A 19893-nucleotide genomic window follows, 5' to 3' on the forward strand; every position below is an offset into this window, starting at 1 on the left:
GAAGTTAGTAGGGGCTTATTCCGATCTTAAACTTTTTACGGGGTTTACAATGGCCGCTTTTATCGCTTGATAGCTTACGGTCAATAGGGCTATCGTCAGGGCCAAAAGACCTGCCAGCGCAAAAATCCACCACGAAATGGTGGTTCTATATGCGAAATCTTCTAGCCATTTACTCATAAAATACCATGAAATAGGTATTGCAAGAACAATTGCGGTTAACACAAGTTTTAAGAAATCTTTTGACAATAAGGTCGTAATGCTTTGAACTGAAGCTCCCAGAACCTTACGTATTCCAATTTCCTTTATTCTTTGTTCAGCTATAAAAGCGGATAACCCATAGATGCCCAAACATGAAATAAAAATTCCCAATAGGGCAAGAATGTTAAATATGGTGCTCATTTGTTGTTCGCTATCATATAGCTTTTCTAAATCGGCATCCAGAAAAGAATATGAAAATGGAAATGCTGGATTCAGCTCGGCATGAATATTTTCAAGGGCGGCAATACTGGCCTCTGTCTGGTTCATTGTTGTTCGAACAGCTAAAAAACCAGGGTTGTTTTCTTCTTGTCGTAACACCAAGGGTTCAATGTTATATTGCAAGGGTTTAAAATGAAAATCCTTCACGACACCGACCACCTGTCCGTCACGGTCATTTAGCGCCAATGGTTCGCCAATGATATTATCAAGGTTTTTGCCCATTAACTTCATCAAGGTTTCATTGATTACATAGTTTTTGTCACTTATGGTAAATTCTTCAGAAAAGCCCCGACCTGCCAGTACTTCAATGCCAAACAGATCAATAAACCTGTCGTCCATCCCTAAATCTGGAACGACAATGCCATCAGTTTCATCTTTCCCATTCCAGAATATGTCCGTTGTACCCGTGTCTAAATCGGTAGGTACATTGTTGAAAATGGAATAGTTTTTTAAAAGGGGATGTTGTTCCAAGGTTGCGGCCAGGGCGTCTCGCTTTTCACCTAACGCTCCCCTGAAAGGAACAATGATCATATTACTTTTATCAAAGCCAAGATTCTTATCCTTAATGAAATTCAATTGATGGTATACTACTCCAGTGGCAACGATAAGTACTGCCGAAATAATAAACTGTAGGGTCACTAGGCCATTTCTTAAAAACAAGTTGCCCCCAGTTTTTTTTAAGTTACCCTTTAACACTTTTATTGGATTAAATCTCGATAGATACAGGGCAGGGTAGCTACCTGCAAAAAGCCCTGTCACTAAAACGATGACCACTAAACCTCCCCAAAAACTGCCATCGGTAATATCAACACCCAATGTGCTACCTGAGATTTCATTAAAAAAGGGCAAAGTCAAAAAAACCAATACAATGGCAAGAACCAAGGAAATAAAGGACAATAAAATGGATTCACTTAAAAACTGCCCGATTAGCTGACCTCTATATGCCCCGATAGCCTTACGCAATCCAACCTCTTTGGCCCGTTTAGCGGAGCGGGCAGTGGCAAGGTTCATAAAGTTGATACAAGCCACTACCAAAATAAAAAGGGCCACCACTAAGAAGATATTTACATACTGTATGTTGCCGTGACCGGCAACATCAATTTGTAAATCGGAATACAAATGAATATCGGTCAAGGGTTGTAACCTAAAATTAAAGGCATCATTACTCAATCGCTTGTCGGCAATCGCATTGATTTTTGCTTCTAAATCACCCACCCCCGTTTTTGATAAAGCCACGTTTTTGTCCAATTTAAAATACGAGTAGTAATCAAAATTGCCCCAAGTCTTATTGGCAAGGTTTTGGTCTATGGATATGATCGTTGAGGTAGGCGCTATGAAATCGAATTTGAAATGTGAGTTTGATGGCAAATCCTTTAGTACGCCCGTAACTTTCAGGTTTTTGTTATTATTGAGTTTTATTGTTTTGCCCAGGGCATTGTCATCGCCAAAATATTTTTGGGCCATAGTTTGGGTCAAAACAATGGTGTTGGGGTTCTCAAGTGCGGAGACTGCCTCGCCTTGCAGTAATGGGAAGTCAAAAAACGAAAGAAAGTTGTCGTCGACATACATAAATTGACCTTCTTCATAAACCTTATCGTTTACATGAAAAAGGACTTTTTGAAATTTTGTGGTTCTGACTACGGATTCAATTTCTGACAACTCATCCATAAGGTCAGGGCCCATGCCCGCTGATGAAACTGCAGTTTTGAAATCCCCTGAATTGACAATAAAGCGATAGGTTCTATCAGCATCGGTATGGAATTGATCATAGCTTACCTCATTTTGCACCCATAACAGAATAAGGATGCTACAGGCCATACCGATGGATAGCCCAAGGATATTAAGAATGGAAAAAGATTTATTTTTATTCAGGTTTCGCCAAGCTATTTTTAAATAGTTTTTGAACATGGTTTTTCATTTTAGTTTCCATACTAGTTCCTCTGAGGGATGGGTATGGAGTTGATCATATTTTATTATTTCCGTTCTCCCCCTTTTTGGGGATTTAGAGGGGGCTTATTCCATCCGTAAGCTTTTTACCGGATTTGCCATTGCTGATTTTACCGCTTGTAAACCAAGGGTAAATGAGGTGATTATCAGGGCAATCAGCCCAGCGAGGGCAAACATCCACCATTGAATGGCAATACTGTAGGCAAATGTGTCGAGCCATAAGTTCATGACATACCAGGTAATAGGGAATGCGATCAATGCGGCAATGCCTACCAATATGATGTATTCTTTTGAGAGCAGTACCACTATTTTCGTGACTCCGGCCCCCAATACTTTTCGTACACCTATCTCTTTGACCCTTCGCTTTGCCATAAAGGAAATCAATCCGAACATACCTAAGCACGAAATGAATATCGTGAGCATGGCCGTGATGTTCACCGATTGTAAAATACCCTCAATCAGTTGGTATTGTGCGCTGACCTTATCGGTCAATCGTGATTGTTCATAAGCCCGTCTCGTATCAATGGTATTAAACGCGGCACTTATTATACTTTCAATTTGTTTTTCTTGCCCTTCAATAACGCTTACCGATAAAAATCGATGTGCGGTAAGGGCATTTTTATCCCTATAAATATGAACTAAGGGTTCGACGGCATTTTGCATGTCTTGATAGTGAAAATCCTTTACGACACCTACTATAGGGTAGCCGGCATCATCATCATATTTATATTTCAGGCGCCGCCCTTCAATACTAGTCCAACCAAAGGCTTTCATGGCGGCTTCGTTTATGATTACTGACCGCTCACCTGAACCATCTATATTGCGGTCAAAATGCCGCCCCATGACCATAGGAACCTCAAGTGTTTTAAAATAGCTGTCATCTGCATAAGATCTTCTGATTCGAACATCTTTGTCCTTTGCGGCATCGTAATAGTTGGTGTAGTTAAAGTAATAATCAGAGGGTATGGCCTCACTTGTAGAAACACTTTTTACATATGGATTTGACTCCAGTTCGTTCAACAAAGCGTTGAACTTGGATTTGGCGGCATCGATATCCTTATAATCCAAATCGATATTACCTACTAGGATATTATTACGTTCGAAACCCAAATCGGCATTTTTCATAAAATCAATCTGGTGGTTTAAGATCACGGCAATACTGATAAAGAGAATGGCTATGGTAAATTGTAGGATGATAAAGGAGTTTCGCAATAAAAAATTACTTTTCATCTGATTGATCTTGCCCTTGATTGCGAGGGAAACAGGAATTTTGATAAAGCGTAGGGTGGGAAAAATACCGACCATAAGAGTAGCCAAAAACCCAATAACGAAAATGGCCAATACCACAGGATAGTCTTTGAATATATCAAAGGAAATACGTCCGAACTCCGGCCCGAAAGTATCATTCAATCGAGGTAGGTTAACGAGCAAGAACAAGACACTTGAAATGATAATAGCGACAAAGACCAATATTCCGTTTTCAACGCAAAATTGTATTATGATACTTTTTTTACTGCTTCCCAATACTTTGCGAACGGCAATATCCTTGGTTCTTCTGAACATGGTAGAGGTATTCAAATTGAGCAGATTCACTAGAATGATGAGAAGCACAAAAATGGATGCTGCTATCGATCCACCTATAATGGTATCTACCACAGGTATAATATCGGTCCGCATTTCGGCATAGGGCATTACCTTCATTTCGGCGATAGTGGTAGGGTCGGTGTAATTCTCTTCTACCAATTGCCCAATTCGTTGTTTGACTGTTGCGAGATCGGTATCTTGGCGAAGTTTGAAATAAACAGGGGAAAAACTATTTGTCCAACCGGTTTGGCTTATAAATGTAGGGTTGTCCTTTAAAAGGGTATTTGGCAGAACAACCCCTAACCGAAAGGAAGAATAGGGACTTATGGGTTCAAAGACCCCGGTCACTTTGAGGTTTAACGTGTCTGCCCCGATTAAGGTCTTACCCACGGGGTTTTCATTTCCGAAAATTTGCTGACTGACTTTATGGGTCAATACAATGGAATATTTATCCTTAAGGGCGGTTTCTTGATTTCCGTATTTTAAGGGTAGTCCAAATACATCAAAAAACCCTGGGTCTGCATAGTCGGTGCGATTTTGAAATTCTTTTTCCCCGTATTCCAACCAAATGTTTCCCCAACCATGTAGATGGGTTCCGGCCAAAACCTCTGGTGAGGTATTTATTACTTTTTCGAGTAACGGGTAAGGTACTTCCCTATAACTATTGCCATCTTTTAGTTGTGTTTTTAGGTAGAAAATGTTTTCCCGGTCGGGAATGGTCTCATCTGCCGTGTAATAGGCGTATACTGAAAATAGTAAGGTTAGAACACTAGAAACACCTATACTCAAACCGATAAGGTTCAATAGGGAAAGGGTCTTATTTTTCCAAAGGTTTCTTAAAGCGTATTTGATATGGTTTTTTAGCATGACGAAAAAGTCTTCTTCATAGAATTTAAGATCGATTATTATGCCAATTTTTTAAATATTTACTAATCAGATGTTTACATATAACTTTTACCATCTTCATGTAAAAATTTTTTACAGTACTGTTTTGTTTTTTTACAGTACTGTCTTATTCTATTCTGTTCGAAGACTTTTAACAGGGTTCAATCTTGCGGCTTTTATAGCCTGAAAACCAACGGTCAATAGGGCTATGCATGTTGCTGAAATTCCAGTTAAGAACAAGATCCAAATATTCATTTCGATTCTGTAAGCATAGTTTTCCAGCCAGCTTTTCATCATCCACCAAGAAAGTGGTCCGGCAATCAATAGGGCTAGAAAGACCAAGCGCATGAAATCTTTTGATAGTAATTGCACGATACTTGTGGTCGAAGACCCCAGAACTTTTCGAACCCCAATTTCCTTTTTGCGCTGTTCTGCAGTATAGGCTGCAAGTCCGAACAGGCCTAGACAAGAGATAAGGATGGCCAATAACGCAAATAGACTGGATAACTGTCCGGTTAGTTGTTCGCTTCTGAAGAGGGCGTTAAAAGTTTCGTCAACAAAACCGTAATCGACAGGAAACCCAGGGTTATGTGCTTTGAGTATCTTTTCAACGCTGGTCAGGGTATTTTCTAGATTCGTACCATCCTTAAGTTTGATGTATAGGTTACTGGCAAAGGTCTTATTGTTAAAGAACATCACGGGATCGCTTGTGCCATACATGTCTCCATACACATAATCCTTTACTACACCAATTACCGTATAATTCTCTTCCCATCGGTTGATGGTCTTACCTACCGCACTGCCCTCGCCCATCATTTTTGCAAAGGATTCTGTTATTAGTGTATTGGTACTGTCTAAGGAAACTTCTTGGCCAAAACCACGACCATCGACTATCTCCAACCCAAAGGTTTCGAAAAAATCGGCACTCACGAACCGAAATGATATGAGTACATCTTCCGTATCCGTGCCTCCTTGCCACTTAAGACCTGAACCGTTATTTCCATCGAATAGCATATTGGTATTTGAAAGGGCCACATTTTCAGTTGTTCCAGTCGCGATAAGCTCATTCTTGATGACGTCAAAGTTTTTAATAATGTTACCGGTTGCCCTCACTTGTAGTAGGTTTTCTTTAGAATATCCAATATTCCTGTTCTTTATGTGCTGTATTTGTTGGTAGATGACTATGGTGGCACTTATGAAGATGATGGAAATTGCAAATTGGAAAACGACCAGGCCCTTTCTAATTAGTGTAGCTGTACCTGAAACTTTACGTTCTCCTTTTAAAACTTGTGCCGGTCTAAAGGACGAAAGGTATAATGCAGGGTACCAGCCTGCCAAAATACCACAGACCAGTGTTACACCCAGTAAAACCGGACCATGGTAAGAGCTGAAAAGGGCTATACCCAATTGTTTGCCTATTAATTGATTATAGTGGGGCATGAGCGATATCAAAAGGAAAACGCTGAGTAGACCTGCCAATGCCGATGTCATGACAGCTTCCGTCATAAATTGGGAAACCAAGCTATTTTTTTTAGAACCCAATACCTTGCGCACACCGACTTCTTTTCCTCTTTTTTCACTACGTGCGGTAGAGAGGTTCATAAAGTTTATACATGCTATTAAGAGTATCAGCAATGCTACAATGGCCATCAGCCTCACAAGAACTATACGACCTCCCTTTTTCTTACCATCGATAAAATTAGATCGCAAATGCCAGTCTTTTATGTTATGCAGAAATGCATAGTCATTAGACCCCTCTATTTTTGAAGGTAAAAATGCGCGAACCTTGGCGTCGGTGTTTTCAAAATCAGCTTCTGGGGAAAGCTCCACAAACGTGTCGGCAAAGTTATTGCCATATTCATTTGCCCATGACCTAGCCTCATCTGATAGATAGGGTTTAATAGGTGTTAACCAGTTAAAACCGAAACTAACATTTTCAGGTAGGTCTTTGATTACCCCGGTAATAGTCAAAAGTTCTGTGTTATTGACCATGATGGTCTTGTTCAAAGCTCCCTCATCTTCGCCGAACAGTTCGTGCGCCAATTTTTGAGTGATGATCAGGGCATCAGGTCTTTCAAGGGCATTTTCCGTAGATCCTTCGAGAAACTCTAAATCGAATATTTCAAGAATATCCGTATCGGCATACCTGCCAAATCTGTACATGTTTTTATCGCCATTGGCAAACAAGAAATTACTTCCAAGTGTTCTCGCGGCCCGAACGATCTCGGGAATTTCATTCTTTAAATCATTGGCCAAGGGCCCTGGTGTAGACTGAAAAAAAGTACGCCATTCCCCTTCGTACTCTTGATTAGTGGGTAGGTAATAAATCGTATCCTGTTTAGGGAAAACCTTGTTGTAGCCCATTTCATCTTCAACCCAAAGTAGTATAAGGCTTGTGCAGGTGATACCAATGGCCAGACCAAATATGTTCAAGATATTGTATTTCTTATTCTTCCAAAGGTTTCTCCAGGCGATTACAAAGTGATTTTTCAACATAATTTGGGTATTTGTGGTATCCTAAAATTCAGATTATTCCGTACGCAAGCTCTTTATAGGGTTAACAACTGCAGCTCGGGCAGCTTGATAACTTATGGTAAAAAGGGCCACCAGCATGACACATACTATGGCCACACCAAATACCCACCATGGAACGTTGATATGGTAAGTGTAATTTTCGAGCCATTGTTGCATGAAATAATAGGCCACTGGTACGGCAATGAATCCAGAAAACAGTATTAATAGCACAAAATCCCTCGAAAGCATCTTGAAAATACTTAAGATAGAGGCCCCTAGTACTTTGCGAATCCCGATTTCCTTAATACGTCTTTCTGCCATAAAGGAAGCGAGGCCGAACAACCCTAAACAGCTAATGAAAATGGCTAGAATCGAAAAGGTTCCCGATAATTTACGCATACGTTCCTCCGCCTTGAATTTGTTGCCAAAAGCACTGTCGACAAATTGAAATTCAAAGGGTACACTGGGGGCAAATTTGGCAAATTCCGTTTCGATACTTTGCAAAGCATGCATCAGGCTTTTCTCAGGTGGTAATTTTAAGTTGATCCAGTTGGTTTCATTGTAGTTTATACTGTAAATCGCCTGTTGAACAGGCTCAAAAGGGGATTCGGTCAATAGGTTCTTGACGACCCCAATTACCTTATGTTCGCCGTCATACCATCGAATGGTCTTTCCGATCGGGTCTTGAAGCCCCATATATTCCACGGCGGCCTCATTAAGTACATAGGCAGTGGAATCTGAGGCAAAGTCCCTTGAGAAATCCCTACCTTCCTTCATTTGCCAGCCTATGGTCTTGCCATAATCATGAGATATATAAAAATTCACAATATTGGTAATAAAATTGGGATCTTTTCCCTCCCATTCATAACCCCCGTTACTATGCCAGACCTCGGTCATGGGACTGGAAGATTCTGACATTTCAATTACGCCAGCATTGTTTTTAAAGGCTTCACGCAATGTATTGTATTTGCCCTCAAAATCTTCAGTGGTTTTTTCCACCATAATCAGCCCGTTTTTGTCATAACCGATTGGGCGATTTTTGGAATGTTGTATTTGTTGATTGACGATCATTGTAGCCGAGACCAAAATAATCGAGACCATAAACTGGACTACGACCAGTACCTTTCGGAAAGAAACCGCTGACTTACCCGCACTGATAGTTCCCTTTAGAACTTTTACCGGGCGGAATGAAGAGAGGTAAAGTGCAGGATAACTTCCGGCCAAAAGACTGGTAATTAAGACTAACCCGAAGCCAACGCCCCAGAATACGGGATTTTCAAAAGGAAAGATAATTTGTTTGTCTGCCAGTGGGTTAAAAACAGGCAATAACAAAACCACTAAAATACATGCCAATACAAAAGCACAACATGTAATCACTAGGGATTCGAACAAAAATTGTAGTATCAATTGGTTTTTGTTCGAACCTACGGTTTTACGTATGCCGACCTCTTTGGCCCGTTTTTGGGATCTGGCCGTACTCAGGTTCATGAAGTTGATACAGGCCAATAGCAATACAAAGACACCGATTATGCCGAACATGCGAACATACTGAATTGCCCCTCCGCTAGATACCCCATTCTTGAAATTGGACCTTAAATGCCAATCTTTCATCGGATGGAGAAAGATTTGGGGATTACTCTTTTTGGTAACCTCGGGAACATGGTTATAAAGCGTATTCGTAATTTTATCACTTACCGCAGGTATGGTCGATATATTGGCTACTTGAACAAATACCTGATAAGAGTTGTTGTCCCATAACTTTCGGTCGCGTGCGGTCTGTACCCATTCATACATCGACACGTAGAGGTTCCAAGGGGCGATGAAATCGATTTGCTTGGTTTCTGAAAAGGCCGAAAGTGTCTCAAACATATTGGAATTCGACGGAAGGTCCTCAAAAACGCCCTTTACCGTTACCACCATCTTATTGTTCAGATGCAGTGTTTTTCCGATGGGCTCTTCGTTGCCGAAGAGATCTTCGGCCGCAGCTGCCGAAATTACGATGGCATTGGGTTCGTAAAGTGCGTCATAATCGCCCTTCAACATGTTTAAAGAGAACAAACGAAGGGCATCTTCTTCCATAAAGGCGCCGTATTCGTTCAGGTTTTTTTCTTCGAAGGATAATACAGCATCCCCAGGAAACGAACTCATGACCACATATTTGAAATCATCGGCATAAACACTTCGCAGTTCTTCGGCCAAGGGGTAGGGTTGAACATATCTTGTGCGTGTTTCCCCATTGTTGGTCTTATTTATTAGAACCTGGGCGATCCGGTCGTAGTTCTTGAAATTGGTATTGAAAGATTTTTCGTCATGGATCCATAGCCCGATGAGGATAGCCACGGCTAAGCCAAGAGCGAGTCCGCCTATATTGATCAATGAGTAGGTTTTGTTGACCAATAGGTTTCTCGCGGCTATTTTCAGATAGTTCTTAAACATGGTTCTCTATGGTTATGGTTTCTTCTAAAAAGGTATCGACTACTATGCCAGAATAACAACTATTTGATTTTCAACTATTTGATTTCAAAAATAAAACTGAAACACTTTTTCGTGTCAACTATTTTGACAACTCATGTACAACATGTTTACAATGGTATCGCTTCGTGTGGATTACTCTGTACGCAAGCTCTTCACTGGGTTTTGTTTTGCCGCCCGTATGGCTTGAAAACTTACGGTCAAGACAGTGACCCCCATAGCACCGATCATTGCCAAGGCAAAAATCCACCATTTTAAGATCACTCGATACGGATATTCTTGTAGCCATCCATTCATCACGTAATAGGCAATGGGCACGGCAATAAAACAAGAGATGACGACCAACTTTAAAAAGTCTTTGGAGAGCATGTTCCAAACATTGAAAACGGAAGCGCCCAAAACTTTTCGTACCCCTATTTCTTTGGTACGTTGTTCCGCCACAAACGATGTAAGGCCAAATAGGCCCAAACAACTGATAAGGATGGCCAAGGCCGTAAAAATACCCGATAAGGTACCAATACGCTGTTCGGCAGCAAATTTGGTGGCGTATTCTTCGTCTACAAAGTCATATTCGAAAGGAATAGCTGGAAAGTTCTCTTTAAAGACCCGCTCAATAACGGCCAGGTTTTCCCTAGCACTACGGTTCGGATTCAACCTGAGGTTATAGTAGCTGAAATTATTGTGACGGTCATAGACATATATGCCTTGTTTAACAGGCTCATATGGTGATTGGGCAATCATGTCTTCAACTACGCCGATAATCTTCATCGGGGGGTTGGGATCGTCTACATCGGTATCCCTTAATAATTGACCGACCGGATTTTCCATTCCTAAATACTCTTTTGCGGTTTGGTTTATCAAGACCCCTAAGGAATCAGAGGCAAAATCCCTTGAAAAATCCCTTCCTTCCACAATTTTGAGGTTTAAGGTCTTGGCATATTCGGTGGAAACTTCCGTCCACGCCAGGTCTTCTTGAAACCCGTCTGGTTTCCCTTCCCAGGTAAAACCACTTCTATTCGACCAAATACGGGTTGTTGGGCTACTTGAAGTAGCCATTTCAATAGCGGCACCTGAGCTAATGAACTGTTCACGCATTAGATCTGTTTTTCCCTCAAAATCTTGGCTAAAAGTGGGTATTTGTATCAGACCCTCTTTATCATAACCGATAGGCCTGTTTTTGGCATGATTGATTTGTTGCATGACAATGACCGTACCGATTATGAATGCCACGGATACGGTAAATTGGAGCACCACCAGAATTTTTCTCGGCAAACCGGCATATTTGCCTGATTTAAAGGTTCCTTTCAGCACATCGACGGGTCTGAATGATGAAAGGTATAGTGCAGGATAACTGCCGGCCAACAATGCAGTAAACAAAATAAATGCTACAGAGATTAGCCAAAAAATACCATTCCCCCAAGGGAACGAAATTTCTTTTCTAGCAAGATCGTTAAATCCGCTCAGTGATAATAACAGAATGATGACGGCAACGATATAGGCGAATAGAACAACCAAGAAAGACTCGCTTAAAAATTGATAGACAAGCTGGCCTTTTTGTGAGCCTATGGATTTACGGATGCCTACTTCTTTAGCGCGTTTTTCAGACCTGGCGGTACTTAGGTTCATGAAGTTGATACAGGCCAGAAGTAATACGAAGGCCCCGATGATACCGAACAACCATACATATCTGATTCGGCCTCCGGTCTGTACACCGTTTTCGAAATTATTTTGCAGATACCAATCTTCCATGGGAAATAGGAATATTCTTGGATTGTACTGCACCACATCTTCATCTGCATTTTTCTTTATGTCGATAATGGCATTGGTAATGCTTTCCATTGAGGTGTTATCGGCAATCTCAACGAATAGTTGAAATGAATTGTTCTGCCAATTATCCTTCGAGTTTTGCATCCATTCTTGTGTGTTGTAATAATGATCCCATGGCATAATAAAATCCAAATCACTAAAAGAACAATTGTAAGGCAGATCTTCATAAACCGCACTCACCATCATATCATGTTCATTGCTAATGCGTACGGTCTTCCCGATAGGGTCTTCATTTCCAAAGAAAGCCTCGGCTGTAGATGCAGAGAGCATTATGGAATTGATTTCGCGCAACCCGTCTTTTTCACCCTTTAAGATGTTCAAGCCTAATAGTTCTGGGGCCTCGCGCTGCATATAATTACCGGGGCGCGACAAATTGACCTCACCGTATTTGATGTAGGCCGTATTGGTCCATGAAGACATGATCAAATGCTTGAAATTGTTTCCGTAACCTTCCCTTAGCGCCGGTTCCAGTGGCAAGGGAATTGCAGGGCCGGTACCGGTGCGATTATTAAAAGTCTGTGACTGAAAAACTTGTGCAATGCGATCTTTATTCTTAAAGTTATCGTTGTGGGTCAGCTCATCGTGCATCCAAAGGCCTATGATAAGCGTTACGGCCATACCTAGTGCTAAGCCTCCAATGTTGATGATGGAATACCCTTTGTTCTTTAAAAGGTTTCTCCATGCGATTTTCAAATAGTTCTTGAACATGGCTTAGTTGATTTTTTGGATTTTGGCTTCGCCGATTACGATTCCTTTATGAACTTCTGGAGAACCTTCATAAGCTACAGTTGCCTCTCCGTAGGCCGTAACCTTGAGCCTGTCTTTAACGGCAATACGATAACTTCCCTCACCAAAAGCCGTAATTTTAGTGCTGTTGGTAGCGACTTGTAGGGTGTTGATCGTCGTTTCACCATAAGCGGTGATTTTCTGTCTATCGATACTTCCGCTTCTGAGTTCTAAATAACTCTCACCATATATGGTTGTCGTAAGGTTCTCAAATTGAACCTCATTGAAATAGACTTCAGACTCACCATATATTTTTAGCCTGAATTCAGGTTGGGTTAGTGGGCTTTCGCATATAAATTTTTGCTCCCCGCGCAATGAAAGTTCTTTCAGGGTGGTATACGTTACCGTTGCAGTGATAACAGTGCCTTTATAAATAGGCACTTTGTAATCATAATTATCACCTTTCACATTTTTACTATCGGTATAGGTTTTGGCACCATCTAGGTAAAGGCGAAGTGTCGAGCCGACTACTTCAATGTTTAATTTGTCTATTGGCTCCGTACTGGTATGGACGGTAACTGATTCTGAGGCACCTTCAACAAAATTTACCGCGATATGCGGACTAACGATTACCTTTTTAAAATTGGCTACGGTCACATTTTTGACCTGTGCGAATGCGTTGCTAGAAAATAGTGCGAAACCTATGATGAACAGTTTCGCACTAAGGTTTTTGATTGGTGATTTCATGATGACTGTTTTTTGATTTTCCATTGATAAACAAACTCCTTTATATCATTGCCCCAATTGCCCTGTTTTGACTTTCTGTGACAATTTGACCATCAAATAGGTTGACTACCCTATGTGCGTAATGTGAATCTCGATCTGAGTGGGTCACCATTACAATGGTCGTGCCTTCTTGATTGAGTTCGGTAAGCAGGTTCATGACCTCAATCCCGTTTTTAGAATCTAAGTTACCAGTGGGCTCATCGGCCAAAATCAATTTTGGGTTGGTAACCACGGCCCTTGAGATGGCCACCCGTTGCTGTTGCCCCCCAGATAATTGTTGTGGAAAGTGTTTTTCCCGGTGTGCAATTTTCATACGTTCCAATACTGCCATGACCTTTTGCTTACGCTCAGCCTTGCCCATTTTCAAATAAATCAAAGGCAGTTCTACATTTTCATAGACGGTCAACTCGTCAATAAGGTTGAAGCTTTGAAAGACAAAACCCAAATTACCTTTTCGCAATTGGGTACGTTGACTTTCTTTGAGACCGCCTACTTCATTGCCGGCAAAATTGTAACTACCCTCGGTCGGGTTGTCTAACATTCCGATTATATTCAATAGGGTAGATTTACCACAACCCGATGGCCCCATGATGGCTACAAACTCCCCTTCTTCTACACGAAGGTTCACACTATTCAAGGCTAAGGTTTCTACCTCCTCTGTTCTAAAGCTCTTTTTTAAATTCTGGATTGTTATCATTTTTGTTCAATGGTTTACGATTAGTATAATGACATTTTATTCAATAGTGTGTGACACTCTACACGTCTTTTTTTAATTCTAGTATTGCGAAGATTGCCCTTTCCGCTTATCAGACCTCTCCTTGAAAAAAGGAAAGGATTTACGACACATCTTTTTAAAAATTTAACCTGCATGGCTTTGATAGGCTTTCCCCTTTGGGGGCTAGGGGGCTTCTATTTTAAAACAATTCTTTCTGCTTCCCCGAAGCTATCGTAGTTGCTTGTGATTACTTGTTCCCCTTTTTCAAGACCTTCAAGTACCTCATAATATCTTGAATTCTGTTTTCCCACCCTAATGTTTCGGCGAATGGCTTCATCGCCATTAGGGTTTACTACAAAAATCCATTGTCCCCCGGTACTTTGAAAGAAACCACCTGTGGGCAATAATATGGCATCGCTTGAAGCCCCTAGTTGTAACTTGATGTTATAGCTCTGACCCGCTCGGATCGTTTCGGGCTTTTCATCGGTAAAAACCAAATCGACCTTAAATCGACCATTTCGAACCTCTGGGTATACTTTTCTTAACCTCAAGGGAAATTCTTGGCCATTTCTTTCAAAACTTGCTGAGAGGTCACGTTTTACACGATCGATATAGTGCTCGTCAATTTCAGCTTCTATTTTAAAATCGGTCAATACGTTTACTTGCCCGATTCGCTGCCCTTGGGCGATATTCTGCCCTATTTCAGCGTCTAAAAAACCTAACTGCCCATCAGCCGGTGCCCGAACATTCAAGTGATCCAATCGCTCATACACCATCGATAAGGTCTGCTGCATGCGGTTTAAATCCGTATCAAGACCTGAAAGTGATGTTTTACGAAGTTCATCATCTTGTTCGGTCTGTAATTTTACGATATCATGCTGCTTTTGGGCCAATTCAAAATTCTCTTTAGAGGTTAGGTATACTTCCTTGGAGATCAGTTCTTCTTTAAATAGCGCTTCATTCTGCTCAAAGTTCCTTTTCAGGCGCTGCAGATCGGTACTTGCCGTGGCCAAAGAGCGTCTTCCCTCTACTTGCCTTGAATCAAAGGTTAATTTGGTGGATCTTAAGTCATTTTGCTTGAGCGCCAGATTACTTTCGCTAGCAAGAATTTGCTCGTACAAATTCATGTTCTCAAGTTTAAGTATGATATCCCCTTTTTTGACCATCGTACCTTCTTCGATCAGTTTTTCTGAAACCCTGCCCCCTTCATAGGCATCCATATATATTGTTGCGATAGGGGCGACGTTGCCGTTAATAGTGATGTAGTCATCAAACTTTCCTTCAGAGACCTGGGCAATGGAAAGACGATCTTTTTCCGTTCTAAAAGTGGAAACGGAGGTAGTGAAAAGTAATTTCCATGCTACAAATAGTAAGAGTACGCCCAAGGCGATATAGCCATAATGTTTTGGGCGTAATCCTTTTTTCTTTTCGAGTTGTATATCCATGTTATAGTTAATTAATGTTGAAAACAGGTAGGTTGTTATAAAAATCCAAAGTGCTCTTATTGACTTTTAAACGAAGCCTGACCTGTAAATTTTCATTCTGTGCAGTGGCGTATAGATTTTTTGCCCGCCCCAGTTCGATGGCATTTATAAGGCCTTTTTCGTATCGTTTTTGGGCTATGGTGAACGCAAGTTCTTGCGATTGACTCCTCTTCTCGGTTTGAAGTACTTCAGTGTTCAAGGCATTGTACTCTTGCACCAATTGTTGGATCAGTTGATACAATTCTTGCTCTTGTATTTTGGCGTTGTTCTTTGCCCTGGCCAAGGCGATTTTCTGTTGTTTGACCCTTGAGCGACCTGACCACGCATTGCTGATCGGTACGTTAAGCGATACCCCTATGAATTGATTCGTATTGTCCCTAAACTGTGTTCTAAATGGAATGGTCACCCCAAGGGTATCGGTTATCGTTTCAAAATAACCTGTGCCGTAACCACCTTGAACGGCCAAAGAGGGGTAGAGGTTTCCCCTTGCAACGGCCACTTGTTTTCTGGCAGCTTTTACACGAAGTTCTTGGGCTTTGATCAACGGTACAAAACCCATTGCAGTATCAAAGATGGAATCTCCTTTAATAATGGTATTGGCAAACTCTTCACTTTGTTCAATATCAGGTTGAATACGAATATCACTTTCGCCTTGTAAATTCATAGCCTGCAGTAATGCAAGCTTTGCGGCTATCAAGCGGTTTTCATTTTGGGTCAACACCAATTTATCGGCAAGCAATAAAGATTCGGCCTCGTATAAATCGGCTCCGGCCATTAAACCGACTTCAATTTGTTTTTTGACCAACGCATAATTGGTTTGTGAAATCTCTACCTGCTCTTTTGAAATGGTAATCAGCCCATCGATAAATTGAATGTCGTAAAAGGCACGCATTACCCTGAATGCCAAAAGGTATTTTTGTTGAAGGCTCTCTTCTTTTGTAGCCTTGTATAAAAATTTGGAGGCCTTTATGCTATTAATTTTCTGAAAGCCTTGGAACACGTCAAAGGAACCGCTCAAAGAATAGTTGTTTGAGAAGAACTCGGTGTTCGAGATGCTGTTATCGTTCGGATTCACCTGTCTACCAAAACTCACATTATAATCTGCGAAGCCATTTACGTTGGGCAGTAAATTTCTAATGGATTGTCGATAGGTCTCTTTGTTCGATTGTTCCGTAAATTCAAAATCATTCAGTTGTAGGTTGTTCTCAATAGCATAGGCCACACAATCATTCAAGGTCCATGACTTCTGTGCCATCAGATGGAGCCCACTTATCAGTACTACGAAATAAAGGAAATTCTTAAAGTTCATATTCTTTTACTATGCCAACTAGTAAGCTATTGCTGTGCCATAAAGTTAAAATATTGATAATCAAAAGTTTAAAATGAACAGCTCAATGTAATAATTTTTAGAGTGTAAAATTTTTATACAAAAAGTGTAAAATAATTTTACATCGACACTATTTTTAAGTAATCGATTCGTAGCTTTAAAAATCATTGCCCCACGCCGTAGGTCTTTAATTTGAAGGGGTGTCTAAGTAAAGACCTGAAAAAAGCGGAAAGGTTACAAAAACGGTATGTGTTTTGTTTTGAATAAAAAACTTTTGAACGTCCGTAATGAATCATATGGTATCATCATCTCGAGCGCAGTAGAGAAACTGTTTGACATTAGGTACTTAAAATAAAGTCTCGACCGCTATCGATCTGACATGGATCGTAATGTTCATGACCCATTACGGACGTTCAAAAAAACTTTAACAGGCTTTACAAAATGACCAACGCAAAAATTTTAGTCATCGACGACAACAAAAGTGTCTTAAGTGCATTAGAGATACTACTGCAATTTGAGTATAAAAGTGTGCAGACCCTATTCAATCCGAATCAAATTTCTTCGTTTCCCGACATTAAGGAAATAGATATCGTTTTGTTGGATATGAATTTTTCTGCTGGTGTAAATACCGGTAATGAAGGCCTGTTCTGGCTTAATGAGATCAAGAAAAAATCGCCCCATACCTCGGTAATCATGATGACTGCCTATGGGGCCGTTGATTTAGCGGTTCGGGCGCTGAAACAAGGTGCCTCTGATTTTGTATTGAAACCTTGGAACAATGAGCGCCTTTTGACCACTGTAAAGTCGGCCTATGAACTTCGTAAGTCAAAACAAGAGATCCATCAGCTAAAAAAGAAGGAAAGCAGTTTGAAACAGCTTATCAATGATGACAAGAACCATATCGTAGGCAATTCAAAGGCTTTGACTTCAGTTTTGAACCTCGTACAAAAAGTGGCGAAAACCGATGTCAATGTATTGATTACTGGTGAAAATGGAACAGGTAAAGAACTAATAGCAAGGGAATTGCATAGACTCTCAAGCAGAAAAGATGAGGTTTTCATCAATGTTGATATGGGTTCCATTTCAGATAGCCTATTTGAAAGTGAACTCTTTGGGCATCTCAAAGGGGCCTTTACAGATGCCAAAGATGATCGCGCCGGTAAATTTGAGGCGGCAAACCAAGGGAGCTTGTTTTTAGATGAAATGGGTAACCTCTCCCTTCAAACCCAGGCGAAATTATTATCGGCCATTCAGAACAAAGCCGTTGTTCGCGTGGGCTCTAACAAACCAATAAGCGTTGATATACGACTAATTTGTGCGACCAATTGTAATTTAAACCAAATGGTTGCCGACGGACTATTTAGGGAAGATCTATTATATCGTATCAATACCATACATATCGAAGTACCACCACTGCGCGAACGTGAAGGCGATATCTTGATTTTGGCGGATTTCTTTTTAAAGCGGTTTGCAGGCAAATATGACAAACAGGGTTTGCGAATCAATAATTTGGCCCAAGAAAAACTGATGGAATACCAATGGCCAGGTAACATTAGGGAGTTACAACATACTATGGAACGTGCCGTGATACTTTCAGAGGGCAATGTGTTAAAACCATCGAATTTTTTACTACATTCAAAACCTTCGCAATCATTTGATTCTGGGCCAACTACTTTAGATGAAATGGAACACTTTATGATTTCGAAGGCCTTGGATCTTCATAATGGTAACTATAGCGCAGCTGCCGAACAATTGGGAGTTTCTAGACAGACGCTGTATAATAAAATGAAGAAACTTAAAAAGTAATGGCTAGCAGAAACTTCTACATCCAGCTGATCGTAAGGGTGCTCTTATTGACCGCAACGGCACTAGGGCTGGCATTTACGGCTGTAAAAACCTGGTATTTGTTATTGTTCTTCTCCATAGTGGCATTGGTCGGTCAGGTATATGATTTGATACGTTTTATCAATAGTACCAATCGAAAGATCGCTTATTTTTTCGATGCTATAAAAAATGAGGATTTTACCCTTCGTTTTCCTGAAAGGGTTACCATAAAGTCATTTAAAGAGCTCAACCAAAGTTTGAATAGGGTCAACGGCCTGATACAAGAAGTACATTTACAGTTGCAGGTACGTGAGAAATATTATCAAGAAATTTTAAAACAGGCCAATATTGGTATTATGACCTTTAATGAAAAAGGGCATATCCTTTTTTCAAATCCGACTTTAGAGAAGTTATTCAATTACAGTCCGCTCAACCACATTAAACAATTGCGGCAGATAGATCCAAAGCTCCATCAGGTTTTTGAGTCTTTTCGTCCATTTGAACGAAAACTATTTCAGTTGACGAATGAACGTGAACAAATACATCTAGCCCTAAAATCCACTCAGGTAGTACTTGATGAGAAACCTTTATTGTTAGTCGTAGTTCAAGATATCAATGAAGAGTTGGATGAGAAGGAAACCGAATCTTGGATAAGGCTGATACGGGTACTTACCCATGAGATCATGAATACCATTACGCCCATTACCTCAATTTCAGAGTCCATATTGAAGTACTATTATAAGGGTAACGATGAAATTGTTGAACAGTTGGATAAAGACAAGATAAAGAGTGCGGCTCGAGGCCTTGAGGTCATTAAAAACCAAGGAAACGACTTAATGGGTTTCGTACAATCATACCGCAGCTTTCTCAATGTTCCCAAACCGGATAAGAAAATTGTAGATGCCAAAAAGTTATTCGAAAAAGTACAGGTGCTCATGCAGCTTGACCTGGAAGATGGTATTGAAATAAAATGGATACAATTGTCTGAAAACCTCGAATTTTTTATTGACGAAAAACAACTTACCCAAGTATTGATCAACTTGGTGAAAAATGCCATACATTCTTTAGAAAACCAACCTTCAGGACTGATTGAAGTGATTGCGGGAATCAATGCCAAAAATCGAAAGTACATTGCCATAAAGGATAACGGACCCGGAATACCTGAAGATATGATGGATGAGATTTTTGTGCCGTTTTTTACCACTAAGGAAAAAGGAACCGGCGTTGGTTTAAGCCTTTCACGGCAAATTATACAGTTGCATGGCGGAAGTTTGAAACTCTATTCAAAACCCAATGTAGAAACCACTTTTACCCTTACTTTTTAA

General features: G+C 40.6%; 11 protein-coding genes. 2 read left to right on the forward strand and 9 right to left on the reverse strand.

What is annotated here, in order from left to right:
* Nucleotides 1-15: 15 nt before the first annotated feature.
* The 9 genes from AACM45_RS16735 to AACM45_RS16775 all read right to left on the reverse strand — a co-directional run bounded on the left by AACM45_RS16735 (nt 16) and on the right by AACM45_RS16775 (nt 16726).
* The gene (locus AACM45_RS16735) at nt 16-2385 is read right to left on the reverse strand and encodes an ABC transporter permease (protein ID WP_339144162.1); all 2370 of its coding nucleotides are present in this window, start codon (nt 2383-2385) and stop codon (nt 16-18) included.
* 105 nt (nt 2386-2490) lie between these two features.
* Nucleotides 2491-4875 (reverse strand): ABC transporter permease, encoded by a 2385-nt coding sequence (locus tag AACM45_RS16740; protein WP_339144163.1) that lies wholly within the window; start codon nt 4873-4875, stop codon nt 2491-2493.
* 150 nt (nt 4876-5025) lie between these two features.
* Complete coding sequence (locus tag AACM45_RS16745) at nt 5026-7389, reverse strand: ABC transporter permease (RefSeq protein WP_339144164.1); 2364 nt, start codon at nt 7387-7389, stop codon at nt 5026-5028.
* A 33-nt stretch (nt 7390-7422) separates the two neighbouring features.
* Nucleotides 7423-9843 carry an ABC transporter permease gene (locus AACM45_RS16750; protein WP_339144165.1) on the reverse strand — a complete coding sequence of 807 codons (2421 nt, stop codon included), beginning with the start codon at nt 9841-9843 and terminating at the stop codon, nt 7423-7425.
* Between the two features lie 171 nt (nt 9844-10014).
* Nucleotides 10015-12414 (reverse strand): ABC transporter permease, encoded by a 2400-nt coding sequence (locus AACM45_RS16755; RefSeq protein WP_339144166.1) that lies wholly within the window; start codon nt 12412-12414, stop codon nt 10015-10017.
* 3 nt (nt 12415-12417) lie between these two features.
* On the reverse strand, nt 12418-13179 hold the full coding sequence (locus AACM45_RS16760) for a head GIN domain-containing protein (protein ID WP_339144167.1): 762 nt from the start codon (nt 13177-13179) through the stop codon (nt 12418-12420).
* Nucleotides 13180-13219: 40 nt separating this feature from the next.
* Entirely contained in the window at nt 13220-13915 is a 696-nt protein-coding gene (locus AACM45_RS16765) for an ABC transporter ATP-binding protein (protein ID WP_339144169.1), read from the reverse strand.
* A gap of 212 nt (nt 13916-14127) precedes the next feature.
* Nucleotides 14128-15378: an efflux RND transporter periplasmic adaptor subunit gene (locus tag AACM45_RS16770; RefSeq protein ID WP_339144170.1), complete on the reverse strand. Its 1251-nt coding sequence runs from the start codon at nt 15376-15378 to the stop codon at nt 14128-14130.
* Nucleotides 15379-15385: 7 nt separating this feature from the next.
* Nucleotides 15386-16726 carry a TolC family protein gene (locus AACM45_RS16775; protein ID WP_339144172.1) on the reverse strand — a complete coding sequence of 447 codons (1341 nt, stop codon included), beginning with the start codon at nt 16724-16726 and terminating at the stop codon, nt 15386-15388.
* A 459-nt stretch (nt 16727-17185) separates the two neighbouring features.
* Here AACM45_RS16775 and AACM45_RS16780 point away from each other — a divergent pair, with 459 nt between their 5' ends.
* On the forward strand, nt 17186-18550 hold the full coding sequence (locus AACM45_RS16780; protein ID WP_339144173.1) for a sigma-54-dependent transcriptional regulator: 1365 nt from the start codon (nt 17186-17188) through the stop codon (nt 18548-18550).
* On the forward strand, nt 18550-19893 hold the full coding sequence (locus tag AACM45_RS16785; RefSeq protein ID WP_339144174.1) for a sensor histidine kinase: 1344 nt from the start codon (nt 18550-18552) through the stop codon (nt 19891-19893). The genes AACM45_RS16780 and AACM45_RS16785 overlap by 1 nt, the downstream gene beginning before the upstream one ends.

The organism is Croceitalea sp. MTPC5 (assembly GCF_036985505.1).
Taxonomy (GTDB): Bacteria; Bacteroidota; Bacteroidia; order Flavobacteriales; family Flavobacteriaceae; genus Croceitalea.